Here is a 12,696-nt window from a genome sequence, read left to right as displayed (position 1 = left end):
CACCGGGGCTCAATTTGTGTTTATAGGAGCTTTCTTGTCTGACGAGCGCAACAACTACCAGACGATGAAGTGCGCGGCTCAAGGGCGCCGTGATGCGACAACGCGCCTATGGGCCGAGAAATGGCTTTCGGCTGAACGGCTTTTCCCGTATCTCGAAGAATGCAATGGAGACATCGACAAGGCTCTAGAGCTCTACGAGTGGAACGCCTCTCTAGGCCAGTTCCTTATGCGCGACATATCTCATTTTGAAGTGGCGCTGCGCAACGCCTACAACGACATTATGGAGTCCCGCTGGGATGGCGAGGAACATTGGCTTCTCGACGATGCTTCTCCCGCGCGTAGGCCCGTGCTGAGGAAGTCTGCCAGCGGAATGCTCGACTCGAATCGCATTAATCGAAAGACTATCGATGCTGCTGCGAGTAGCTTGCCGAGTGGCTTTACGACCGGAAGCCTGGTTGCCGGCCTCACGCTCGGCTTTTGGGTGCACTTGGCAGACCGCAGTCGTGAAGCGGTGATTTGGAGATCAGGCCTCTATCTTGCGTGGCCAAAGGGAACAAAGCGAGCCGAACTTCAGGAAAAGCTCTACGGGATACTGCGCGTGCGAAATCGCGTAGCCCATAACGAGCGGCTCTTCGACCCTAAGCGTGATGAACTTTCGCCTAGGAAGGTAGATGCTGATGCCGTGAGCCTGTTCGGGCAGCTTTGTCCTGAGGCGGCGGACTTTCTGTATGGTGATCATGACCTGCCTTTGGACGCGTTTCTTGCGGATTATCCCGCGCCTGTGAAGGTTGAGTTGTAGCGGCTGCTGGGTTTTTGGCTGCGGATCAGAGGCAGCTTTCGCCTTAGGACGCCTGCGTCTATTTGCGTGCCGTTTTCATAAGCCGTATTACCGTGAGGCTAAATTGCCAAAGATGCCGCTAGTGGGTTTGTGGGGCCAACTATTTTATTTATCCTCAAGTTTCATATGGACATATAGGGAGCCATCCTCGCGTGAATTTAACACATCGAGTGTGTGGGTATGAATGGGCTGGTTTTCTTGTTCTACTGTTTCGCTTGGTGTCCTTTGGGCCTGCGCCGATGCGTCTGCGGCTCCAATGCTGCGAGCTGTCTAATTTGGAACTTGTGAGTTCCGAATTAGACGGCTACTGATGCAGCTTGAGCTTGGAATGGGCGTTGAATAATTCTTAGAGAAATGCTTCGAGTTGGTGAAAGTGGAGCTGTAGCAGAGGCTTCCGCGCCCTGGGGGATGGGCGAGCGAGCTCAGACGCGCCTTTCCGGTAAGTGCCCCGAGCTGGGTGACCTGCTGCTGAAGCTGAAGGCGGAGGGGAGGTGGGAGGCACTCTCCGCCCATGCTGGTGCGGCGCCTTACTGCCTGGCAGTTCCTGATGTTGGCAGGTGGCTGCCGCAGTGGCCTATTACGATTAACTGTGCCTCGTCATCAAAACAAAAGTGCAGACGGAACGGATCGCGGCGGTTGCGACCGTTGCCCTTAATGTGCGGCAGGATGCAAACCTGCTTACCGTTGTAAGTGCGTTGGCGGAGCCGCATGAGCTCGGTGTCGTTTTTGGTCAGCTTGGTCTCGGTCGGCGCGGCGTCAAACGAGGTCTGATTTCTAAACTCGCTATAGAGGTCTCCGGCCGTTGGGCGCTCCCCAAACTTGAGTTGCCACATAACGGTCGCTACGGATTTAAGGATCTGCCATTCCTCGTCAAGATCGGCAAAATCATAGCGGCGTGCCGAGTCGTATGCCTCGGGCAAAACGAAAATGCGCGAGGGCCAGAGATTCGCGGCAAACTTAAGCTCGTCCCCAAGGGTGCGCGGAAATGCCTCGAGCCCCTCGACGAAACATGCTTCCGCTCTGAGTGCGGCTACCTGCTTTTCTGAGCGGTCGGCTCGCTCCAGCGCCTCTTGGAGTCGATACTTTAAGTTGGCGATCGTGTTCTCGGATTCATCCAGCTCGAGCAGGCTGTTTTCCAGTTGCTCAATACGCTGCTCATACGCGGCGTTGCTGTTGGCGTAATCGCTGGCCAGCCCCTCCCAGAGCTGTCTGTCGGCAGTCTCTTTTGACAACAACTCTTTAAGATTGTCCATGGCCTCTTGGCTGTACGAGGCGGCAAGCGCTTCGGTGCGTTTTGCTTCGGCTACGGCTTCATTCTCTGCGTGGCGTTTCATTTCTGCCATGCGGCTGCGTAGCGCCCCGATTGATTGACGCGATTTGTACCAGGCAATATCGCTCGTGTCTACAATATCGCCCCTGCCGCGCAAGAACGAGCGTCCCAGGCTCCGGTTAAGTATCGTGGATGTCTTGTTGCCGTACTCGCTCAGCCTATCGCGCCTGATGCAGAGGTGTCGACGGGCGTCTTCTTCGTCAGACAGATTGATGTTCGGTTGGTAAATACGAAGTGACGACTTGGGGCAGTTGTATCGATAGGCGGGCGTATCGTAGAGAAAAAGATTGAACAGCTTTGATTTGAGCCGACCATCAGATTCGTCGGCGGCAAACACGTTGGCTAGGCCCATAAGGTTATTGGCGAGCTTGCCAGGATCTTTGACGGGATATCGACCAGTATCATCGCTGGTTATTAGAATCAGAGGGAGCTCGCGCTGGCTGCTCAGAAGGTTGTCGGAAAACTCGATGTCAAAGTTATCAAACGTCAGACGCGTGCACGATGTGTTGACGACTGTTTCTCCAACGCATGCCTGATGATTGGGAAGCGAAAACAGAACCTTTGCGATGCGGGGAATATTGAGGTCCGGTTCTGGCAGTGGCCAGCCCACATAATCGGGCAGGGTCGCATAGGTGACCTTGATATTGACCAGACATGAGTCGTCCTTGGCGGTCTCGAGACCAATACAGGTGTGCCAGTGACGAAACGGATAGTGACTGTCGGGCTCGTCATATTCAAAGGCCCAAGCGACGGGAATCCTGCCTCGCTTGTCATCAAAGGCTGCGCGAGTGCAAATGCTCACGCGGCTGCCCGTGGTCATGCCTCCAGAATAGCCAACGGGATAGCTGAGGTTTCCAAATATAAAATCGGAGGCGATGTTTTTATTGCTCGACAAAAACTCAAAGGCACTCTGCTCATGACGCTTGCGCTGCTCTTTATCGCGCACCCAGGTGTAGATCTGACGATATGCATCGACGATTGAGGGCGTGGTGGTCGAATAGGGCGAAAGCCTGAACTTTGCTCGGTAATGAATCTGCTCGTTTTCGGACCGCATGTTAGCCTCGCTTGCCTGTTGGCGATATTGACCTGTAATGCTCAAGTGTAGGCGTTTGAGTAAAGTTCACGCATCGAACAGCGGGCGTTAGGTGCCAAAGCGTCTGTAAGCGTGCTAAATAGCATCGGCGACGCGGGGTGACCATAAGGTATTCACGCTATTCGCAGCATTGTTGAGCAACAAACCGCGCGAGGTAAAAACGGGTCCATTTACAGAAAAGGCGATGACATCGCAGGCCTGTTGCAAGACAATAGAAATCGATTTTTTACTAACAATGTATTGCATATCGCAAACATGGGGATGGTCAACATGGGTTATGCCGACTTGCTGCGCAAAGATGCAAGCGCCACGGATATTCGCGAGTTTCTCGTGAGTGGCGAACAGACCGCAATAACTGTGCGCATCCCCGATACGTTGCGTGACGCCGCTAAGGAAGCCGCTTCTCTGAAGGGCACAAGCTTAAGTGCATACGTTCGCGAATGTTTAATCAAGGAGCTTACGAATGACAGGTAATGAACGACAGAAGTACAGTCTCTCCTTTACGAGCATTGGTGCCCGCAGGCTCGAGACTGCTGAGGTCGCGAGGGCTTTTGTTGAGACTTCTGATTGGGCAGAGGTTAGGCGTCGCATAGTCGAGGACGACATTATCAGCCTCAACAAAGAAAGCACTCGCAAGCGTGTCGGTGCCGAGATCATTAAGCGACTCAAGATGCTTGACGCAGATGAACTGGCATTTTTGGCCGATGCCATCGACGACGACCAGCTCGCCATGACATGGCTCGCCATCTGCCGTACCTACCAGGTCTTGTATTCGTTCTCGACTGACGTCGTTGCCGCGCGCTTTTCCAATATGGTGCCCGATGTGCCCCGAACGGCATGGGCCGCTTTTGTAGATGAGCAGTCTGTCGATCATCCCGAACTTTCACGCCTCACCGAAAAGTCGCTCAAACAACTCGAGTTCAGAGCATTCGGGATGCTCCGCGAGTGCCGCCTCCTCGACAACGCGGGCAACATCACCCCGCTCTATCCCTCACTCCGTTTTGCGGACCTCATTCGCGAGCGCGCTCCGCAGGATATCGAGCTGTTTCCGAAAGCAGGTGTTTTGCTGTGACCAAAAAGTTCGAACACATCGGATCGCCCGAAGCGCGCGCTTTCATTGTTGAGCGTCTCTCCGACGATGCGCTACTCGGTCGCAAGGGCTATACGATGCGACAGTCGACGTATGTTTTGCCGTATCCGCCTGCACAAAGATCGTATGCTCGAGATCTCGTGGCTGCTATCTGCTCCGATGACCTGCCAAATAGGGGCGTCCGCGCTGTACAGGTGAACCTTTACGACGTCGTTCTCGACTATCTGGATTCCGAGGATATGTGGGAGCTTCTTTGTGAGGCCGAGCAAACCGCCACGCGCGACGAACTCATCATGATGCTCCAGGACACCATTAGCGTTAGCGGCGTCATCAAGCCTGCCGTCGAGGCAGCTATCGACGATTCCGGGTGCGACATTGCGTTCATCACGGGCGTTGGAGAGACGTTTCCCTTTGTCCGCACACATACGTTGCTCGGCGAAATCGAGACGGATAAACCCGTCGTGTTGGTGTTCCCTGGCGAATATCGCCAGAACGCCGACGGCTCGACCTCGCTGGACATATTGAACATCCCGTCCGAAGCAAATGGCGGCTACTACCGCGCGACGAACGTGTTTGACCTTTAGGGGGCAACTCTATGAAATACGAGTATATGTACGAAAAGCCGATCGACAGGCCGATCGATGCCGTTGTGAAGGCCTCTAGCGTTGAGCATCTTGCTAATGAACTCGACGAGTACGTGATTACTCCCGAACTTGCCGGTCACCTTAACCGTTTCTTTGATGAGTACAACGATCCCGATGCCACTGGTAATGGCGCATGGATTGCGGGCTTCTTCGGCAGTGGCAAATCTCACATGCTCAAGATTCTCGCGGTGCTTTTGGAGGACCAAGAGGTCGCCGGCAAACATGCCGTTGACTACATCCTGCCTAAGCTCGAGGACGACCCTGCCCTGCAGGGCGCCATGGAAGTGGCCCGCACCCGCCATCCGAGCGAGTCGATCCTCTTCAACATCGACATCATCGCGCCCAACCAGGGTCGCACCGAGGCGGGAGGTCTCCTTGCCGCCTTCATCAAGGTGTTCAACCACCATTGCGGCTATTTTGACGGCGACCAACAGCATATCGCCAAAATGGAATATGACCTCGATCGAGAGGGATTGCTGGACGCATTCAAGGCGAGAATCGAGGCGGCAACCGGAAAACCGTGGGAAGACGTCCGCAAGGCGGCGCTCCTTTACGGTACCAAGATCACCGCGGCTTTCGACGAGGTGTGCGGAAATGAGCCCGGAACCAACGGCAACGTCGTAAGCTACTACCAGCAGACCTACAAGCCTGACATCCACGCCTTTGCGCTGCGCGTAAAAGAATACATCGACGCGCATGGACCCGGGTTCCGCTTGAACTTCTTCGTCGACGAGGCCGGCCAGTACATCGCCAAGGATTCAAACTTGATGACCAATCTGCAATCCGTTGCAGAGGAACTCGCCACCGTGTGCGACGGCGCTTCATGGGTGGTTGTCACCAGCCAGGAGAACATGGAGGACACCATCGGACAGATGACCGACAGGTCCGCCAACGACTTCTCTAAGATCCAGGCGCGGTTCAAGGTCAAGATGCAGCTCACGTCCAAGGACGCCAAGGAGGTCATCAAACAGCGTCTTCTGGCCAAGAGCCGCGATGCCCTCCCCGCCCTGGGCGCAATGTACGACAGGTACAAGGACGACTTCCCGGTGCTCTTTGACTTCGCCGATGGTTCGAAGCGCTATGTGGGCTACAAGGATGAGGACGATTTTGTAGGCACGTACCCCTTTGTGCCCTATCAGTTTGACCTGTTCATCACTGCAATGCGTGGCCTTTCCGACTACAATGCCTTCACGGGCAAGCACCATTCTACGGGAGCCCGCTCCATGCTCGGCGTGTTTCAGGAGGTCGGCGTCGAACTCAACCACGGTGACGGCTCGACGGAGGGCCAGGATCTGGCAACGTTCGACTCAATGTTCGAAGGGTTGCGCAACTCGTTAATGAGCGAGGTCTATGGTGCCATCAGCATCGCCGAGACAAACCTTGCTGACATGCCCATGGCAATCCGCGTCCTCAAGGCACTGCTGCTCGTCAAATACTGCAAGGACTTTAAGGCAACGCCGGGAAACCTGCGCGTGCTCCTGTATGGCTCTTTCAAGCAGAACACGGCAACGCTCGAGCAGGAGATTAAGGATGCGCTTGCCGAGCTTGAACGACAGCTCTACATACGTCGTAATCCCAACTCGAACATCTATGAGTACCTTACCGACGATGAGAAAGAGATCGAGACGGTAATCCGTACGACGGAGATTCAGACCTCGGATGTACGCGACATGATTGGCGATGCGTTTAAGGATATCGTTGGCGCCTCGCGCGCAAGCTACGAGAATGGTTCCTTCTCGCATGCCTTCCCATACAATCTTAAGGTGAACGGCGACGCCATCGGACGTTCGGGCAACGACCTGACTGTTGACATTGTGACCGATGCTCCATCCGGTATCGTGGATGTTCCAACCTCTGGCCCCAAGACGCTCGCGGTTGTGTTGCACAATCCCAATGCGTTTCTCAACGATGTCGCCTTGTTCGTAAAGACAAATAAGTACGTAAACCAGGCGAGTGGTTCGAACGAGATTCGCAACGCGATAATCGCCGACAAGAGGGCAGTACTCAACGCGCAGTCGCGTAAACTCCGCGCCGATTTAGATGAGCTGATCGGAGAGGCGCGTTTTTATGTTTCTGGAGTCAACATTACCGACTCTGTGAGTGGTTCGGGCAAGGTCGCCATCGAGTGTGCCGTGGGCGAACTTGTGCGGCGCAGCTACACGGGCTTGCAACAAATTGTGCAGAACTACACCGACAGAGACGTTTACAACAGCTGTCTGCCGGCCCAATCGATGATCGACCTCCCTCTTCCCGAGTATGCCCAGACGGTACTTAGCTGGATCGGCATCGTGGGTCCGGGCTACGCGGTAACCGTCGGCGGCGATGGCACGTCGAGCCTGATGGCGCACTTTACGAAGGATGAGTACGGATGGCCCGACGTTGCCGTTCGCAATGCAGTGGCGACGCTCTACGCCGCCGGACGTGTCGAGATTCGTAAGGCGGGATCGCTCCTCGAGGGCACCGCTCTCGCGCAGGCGCTCAAAGTTGGTCGCGATATGGATAAACTTGTCGTTGCCAAGGTCGAGGCCGTGTCTCCCGAGCGTCTTGCATCGATTAAGAGCTCGTTTAGAAAGCTCGTGGGCACCAATCCCGTTGGCGGCGATGCCAAGTCCATCGCAGGCGAGATGGTGACCTATCTCGAGCAGGAAGTTCCAGCGTTCCGCGCTGCCGAGGGACGAGCCTCGACTTATCCATTCGCCACCGAATTTACCGGGAAACTTAACAAGCTTAACGCTGCGCTTGGCGCGGTGAATGCTGATTGGAAATGGCTCGTCGACCAGTTTCCCGAGAAGGCTGACGCCCTCGCGGAGGACAAGGTAGACCTGTCGAGTATGAAGCAGTTTATTGAAGGCTCGCCGCTCGCTGTTAAGTGGAATGAGGTCAAGGGGTTCGGCGAAACCGGCCTTGCCGAGATGCGTGACCTTGGCATCGACATTACCTCCGACCTCGAGGGGGCGCTTGCGGTCGTGAACGACCCTCAGTGTTATAAATCGCGCGATATCCCTCGCGCTGCGAGTGATGTCAGGCGGGCGAAGAGCGAGATTGACCGTGCTAGGGAGAGCTTAAGGTCCGACGTTGCTAAGGAGCTCGACGATTATCGCGCTTCGTTTGAGAGCGCGTATGACATGGATGCGGTGCCAGAGGAAGCGCGTCTCTCGCTTGCTGAGATTTTCGATCAAGCAGCGGCGAGACTCGCCGAAGAGCAGTCATCGCTGCGCATACGGACTTTCCTTGAGTCGTTTAAGGATGCCAAGGCGGCAAGCATAGTTTCCCTGCTCAATCCACCTGCGGCCGCTTCTGCGCACACGCAAGAAAACGACGAGTCTGACGGGGAAGCCACTGGGTCGCAGCCCGAGCCCGCCCGGACTCAAGCGCCCATGACCTGTGCGTTGAGCTCGCTACGTGCGGGGGCTTATGGTAAACCGACCATCAAGAGTAGGCAGGATGTCGACGACTATCTCGAGGCGCTGCGCGCTGAGCTCGAGGCCAAGGTCGACGACGGAATCATCGTTACGAGGTAGGAACTGTGGACATCGACGTTCATGAAATCGAGGACAGGATCAAGGGCCAGTTCAGCCTTGGTCATGCGACGCTGTTCTGGGAGGACGAGTCCGGCGAGTACGCCGAGACTGTCGCCTCTTTAGATTTGGACGGCGGCGCTATCCTCGACGCGACCGGTGCGGAACTTGCATGCAAGCGGACGATCCTTCGCGAGCGACCTGCCCATAATCTTGTTGTTTATCGTTCGGGTGCAAAGCCGCGTTTTCAGGATGACTTTCTATACGACATAAAGCTCGCTGCCACGCCCTTCACTTGCAAGATGGAAGGTATCTGGGCGAGCGAATGCGGCGTTCCTATGGCCCTTGCCGACGCACTCGCCGAACATGGGCGCTTCTTCAACTCAAAGGAGCGTCGCAAGGCCCTCGCAGCAAGCGTGCTAAGTAAGAGTGACGACCGTTCTCTTCGTTTGGCGATGCTCGCCGCGTGCGTAGGTTCGAGGGCGGAGATTCCTCGCGATGCCGTGCGTGATGTGGTGAAGAAGCTCCTCGCCGAGCTTGGGCGCGGGCAGGATAGGACGTTGCGAGTCATTTGCGAGTGCGGGCTTGTCATAACGCTTTGGTCCGAGATCTTTGAAGTAGTGGGATATGCCGCGCCCACGGGTGAAGACCCGACCCTCGAAGACCTTGCTCTCAAGATGCTCAAGGCGCGCTGTGCCGATCTCATTTGTGACAGTGCGCCGCTCAAGGCGGATGCCGCGCGAATACTCGCTGACCTTGCCGCTAGCAGACGCACCAGCGATTCATATGACTCACTGGCACGCGAATACTCCGACGCCGTCGTTTCATCGGTGGGCACTGACAAGCGTTCTATGGAGTCTGTCGGCACCAACGATGCTCTGGCAGTCTTCGATGACTGGATTATTACGGATATGCTTGGACGTGCTCTCGACGGCACACTGCACGCGGCTGATGCCCAAAACGAGCTAAACGTACGCCTGCATACTCACTGGTTTGAGGACTATGTCCACCAGTATGAGGCTCTGGCTGCTGCAGTCACGACGCTCGAGGGAATCGAGGCATATAAGACGGAATGCACCGCGGCGACAACCGAGAAGGATATCTTCGACGTGTACTGCGCCAATTGGTACCGCATCGACGAGGGATACCGTTGCTTTGTGAATGCCATGCGCAATACGACCGCCCAGTTTAGGAGGAGGGCCAACGAGCTTGTGTCCAAGGTCGATGACGCCTATGGCAAGTTTCTCGTTGACTTGACCGATCGCTGGCAACTGCATCTTATGGATTCGGGGGTCTATCCGCCCTCGACTATTCCCTCGCAGTCGGGATTCTTCTACGAGAAAGTCGAGAAAGAACTCCCGATGGCCGAGAAGGGCAAGCGTCTGGGCGTTATCGTTTCCGATGCGATGCGCTACGAGGTTGGTGCCGACCTTTCGACTTGTATCGCCGGCGGAGCCTTGTCTTCGGGACGTACCCTCGTGAGTGCGAGCTGCGAGGGAATGGCCTGCATGCTGCCGAGTTATACCCAGCTGGGTATGGCGGCACTACTTCCTGAAGGGACTATGGAGGTCGACTTGGCTACGGCAAACGTGTTGAAGGGTGGCGATGCTACCGATGGGCTCGCCAATCGTCAAAAGGTCGTAGAGGCAGCGATTCCCGGTGCCATGCTCATCCAGGCGTCAAAAGTCCTTGAAGAGGGTTTGCCCAATGTCGAGGGCGCTCCGCTCGTGATGGTCTACCATAACGCGATTGACAAGCGCGGTGACTCTCGCGACACCGAGGGCGAGGTCTTCGCAGCATGCGAAGATGCAATCACCCAGGTGATGAAGATTGCTGGTGAGCTTCTGCGCGCGGGATGCGGCAAGGTCCTCGTGACCGCCGATCACGGTTTTCTCTATCAAGATGGCCAAGTCGAAGAGTATAACTTTGCCGCGGCGGACGGTCTTACCGATCTTGCCCATGCTTCCGGTCACAATCTTAGCCACGGCAGAAGATATGCCATGGGCTTGACGCTGCCAAAGAGCGACGTTCTAATTGAATACTCTTCAGCGCAACTTTCGCTTGGTGGCGAGGGACGGTTCGCCTTCCCTCGGGGTATTACACGCTTGCGTTTGCGCGGCAGTGGCGCACGCTATGTCCACGGCGGTGTTTCTCCGCAAGAGAATGTCGTTCCGGTGGTAACCATAAAACGAGTCGACGCTCGTCAGACGGCGGAGTGCACGGGGGTTCAGGGTTTCCTTTGCGGAAGGCCCGCCATTACCGGCTCAACGGTGACCCTCGACGTATACCAAACGGAGCCGTGCTCCGAGAAGGTGAATCCGCTGACCGTGCGCGTCGGTCTCTACGACCCCGATGACGTGAGCCGCCTCCTTTGCGCAGAGGTGCAAACGCTCGAGCTCGCGAGCGTTTCACAGAGTTCTGAGGAGCGTAAGACCCGCGTCACGCTCCACGTGACCGACGACGTGGATGACTGCGTCGCCGCGGTGCTCAGGATAAGCGCGCGCGTGGGAAACACCAACCAGTTCGACGCCGAGTGGGAGCAGCGGCTCTCCGTGAACCGCGCGTTCGGCAACGACTTCGACTTCTAGGACGGCAGACATGGACTCCAACAAGATAAAGAATCTGGCCTTCGGCGCCCGCGACGCATTGCGCGCCGAGGTCGCCGCGAGGATCGACGCCGTCCTGGAGCCCGGCAGCCCCGAGCGGCTCGACCTGCCCGAGAAGGTCAGGAGGCTCGAGGCCGCCATCGACGACAAGGGCATGGACGCCGTCGTCGAGTCGACGGCGTACACTTGGTTCAACCGCCTGTGTGCGCTGCGCTTCATGGACGCGAAGGGCTACACGCCCGTCCCCGTGGTGACGCCGCGCCCGGGCGCGACCCAGCCCGCGATCCTCGCTGACGCCGCCCAGGGCGTCTTCGACCCCGACTTCGGCTTCTCGCGCCTGGTGCGCGACCGCGTGCAGAGCGTCCTCGCCGGTGGCAGCGGCTCCGGCGCGAACCGCACCGAGGCGGCCTACGGCGAGCTGCTGGTCGCGGTGTGCGACCACTACGCCGCAGCGATGCCCTACCTGTTCGGAGAGGCGGCGGCGTCGAGCCTCGTCATGCCGCAGGGCCTCCTCGCCGAGGGCTCGATCCTGCGCCGCATCGTCGAGGACATGGATGACGATGAGTGCGAGACCGTCGAGGTGCTGGGCTGGCTCTACCAGTTCTACGTGGCGGAACGCAAGGCGGAGTACAACGACAGCGACCGCAAGGCGACCGCGGACGACATCGCGCCCGCCACGCAGCTGTTCACGCCCGACTGGATCGTCAAATACCTCGTGGAGAACTCCCTCGGGCGCCTCTGGATGCTCAACAATCCGGGCTCGGCGCTCGCGAACAAGATGGACTACTACATAGCCCCCGAGGGCGAGACCGAGGACTTCATCAAGGTCTACTCGCCCGAGGAGCTGACGCTGTGCGACCCGGCATGCGGATCGGGCCATATCCTCGTGTACGCCTTCGACCTGCTCTTCGAGATCTACCAGGAGGAGGGCTACTTCCCGGAGGACATCCCGGCGCTCATCCTGCAGAGCAACCTCTTCGGCATGGAGATCGACGGCCGCGCCGCCGAGATCGCCAAGTTCGCGCTCGAGATGAAGGCGCGCGAGAAGGACCCCGATTTCTTCGAGAAGCATATCGATGCGAACGTTACGGTGCTCGAGTCCGTCGCGTTTGAGCCTGGCGCGCTCGCGGGCGCGGGCCCGATTGCGGGCGCGGCTGATCTTCTCGACGCATTCGAGCACATGACCGAGGTCGGCAGCCTCTACGTGCCCGCTCCCGGCGACATGGCGGCGGTGGACAACGCCATCGCGAGCTTCAGCGGGGACGACCTGCTGGGCGCCGGCGTGCTCAAGAAGCTCCGAACGATGAAGAACGTGCTCGAGGCGCTGTCACGCAGGGTTGACTGCGTGGTCGCTAATCCACCGTATTTGGGCAATAGTCACTTCAACGACTGCATGAGTGCTTGGATTAAAAGGGAATATCCGGAAGAGAAGAGCGATCTCTGTACTTGTTTCATTAAACGAGGGTTTAGCATAGCTAAGGCTAAGGGCTATTCGAGTATGGTGACGATGCATTCTTGGATGTTTTTAAGTAGTTATTTAACAGTCTAGGAAACGGGTGATGGATCCGGCCCCGACA

8 protein-coding genes are annotated in these 12,696 nt (G+C 57.0%); 7 read left to right on the top strand and 1 reads right to left on the bottom strand.

What is annotated here, in order from left to right; genetic code table 11:
* Positions 1-34: 34 nt before the first annotated feature.
* The gene (locus tag DXB98_RS02565) at positions 35-799 is read left to right on the top strand and encodes an Abi family protein (protein ID WP_117743056.1); all 765 of its coding nucleotides are present in this window, start codon (positions 35-37) and stop codon (positions 797-799) included.
* A gap of 566 nt (positions 800-1,365) precedes the next feature.
* On the opposite strand, the gene DXB98_RS02560 is transcribed toward DXB98_RS02565, so the two are convergent.
* Complete coding sequence (locus tag DXB98_RS02560) at positions 1,366-3,222, bottom strand: hypothetical protein (RefSeq protein ID WP_117743055.1); 1,857 nt, start codon at positions 3,220-3,222, stop codon at positions 1,366-1,368.
* A 309-nt stretch (positions 3,223-3,531) separates the two neighbouring features.
* Here DXB98_RS02560 and DXB98_RS02555 point away from each other — a divergent pair, with 309 nt between their 5' ends.
* Genes DXB98_RS02555 through pglX form a run of 6 tightly spaced genes read left to right on the top strand, consistent with a single transcriptional unit; the run spans position 3,532 to position 12,668 of the window.
* The gene (locus DXB98_RS02555; RefSeq protein ID WP_117743054.1) at positions 3,532-3,735 is read left to right on the top strand and encodes a YlcI/YnfO family protein; all 204 of its coding nucleotides are present in this window, start codon (positions 3,532-3,534) and stop codon (positions 3,733-3,735) included.
* Positions 3,725-4,333 (top strand): DUF1819 family protein, encoded by a 609-nt coding sequence (locus tag DXB98_RS02550; protein ID WP_117743053.1) that lies wholly within the window; start codon positions 3,725-3,727, stop codon positions 4,331-4,333. The genes DXB98_RS02555 and DXB98_RS02550 overlap by 11 nt, the downstream gene beginning before the upstream one ends.
* On the top strand, positions 4,330-4,935 hold the full coding sequence (locus DXB98_RS02545) for a DUF1788 domain-containing protein (RefSeq protein WP_117743052.1): 606 nt from the start codon (positions 4,330-4,332) through the stop codon (positions 4,933-4,935). Before DXB98_RS02550 ends, DXB98_RS02545 begins: the two co-directional genes overlap by 4 nt.
* An 11-nt stretch (positions 4,936-4,946) precedes the next feature.
* Positions 4,947-8,516, top strand: a complete 3,570-nt coding sequence (gene brxC / locus DXB98_RS02540) for a BREX system P-loop protein BrxC (RefSeq protein WP_117743051.1) — start codon at positions 4,947-4,949, stop codon at positions 8,514-8,516.
* A 5-nt stretch (positions 8,517-8,521) separates the two neighbouring features.
* The gene (gene pglZ / locus DXB98_RS02535) at positions 8,522-11,101 is read left to right on the top strand and encodes a BREX-1 system phosphatase PglZ type A (protein WP_117743050.1); all 2,580 of its coding nucleotides are present in this window, start codon (positions 8,522-8,524) and stop codon (positions 11,099-11,101) included.
* A 10-nt stretch (positions 11,102-11,111) separates the two neighbouring features.
* Complete coding sequence (gene pglX / locus DXB98_RS02530) at positions 11,112-12,668, top strand: BREX-1 system adenine-specific DNA-methyltransferase PglX (protein WP_117743049.1); 1,557 nt, start codon at positions 11,112-11,114, stop codon at positions 12,666-12,668.
* Positions 12,669-12,696: the final 28 nt, after the last annotated feature.

Origin of the sequence: Collinsella sp. OM07-12, assembly GCF_003438275.1 — a bacterium.
Lineage (GTDB): Bacteria > Actinomycetota > Coriobacteriia > Coriobacteriales > Coriobacteriaceae > Collinsella.
The sequence above is the reverse complement of the archived record's forward strand: the minus strand, read 5'-3'. Positions and strand labels throughout refer to the sequence as shown.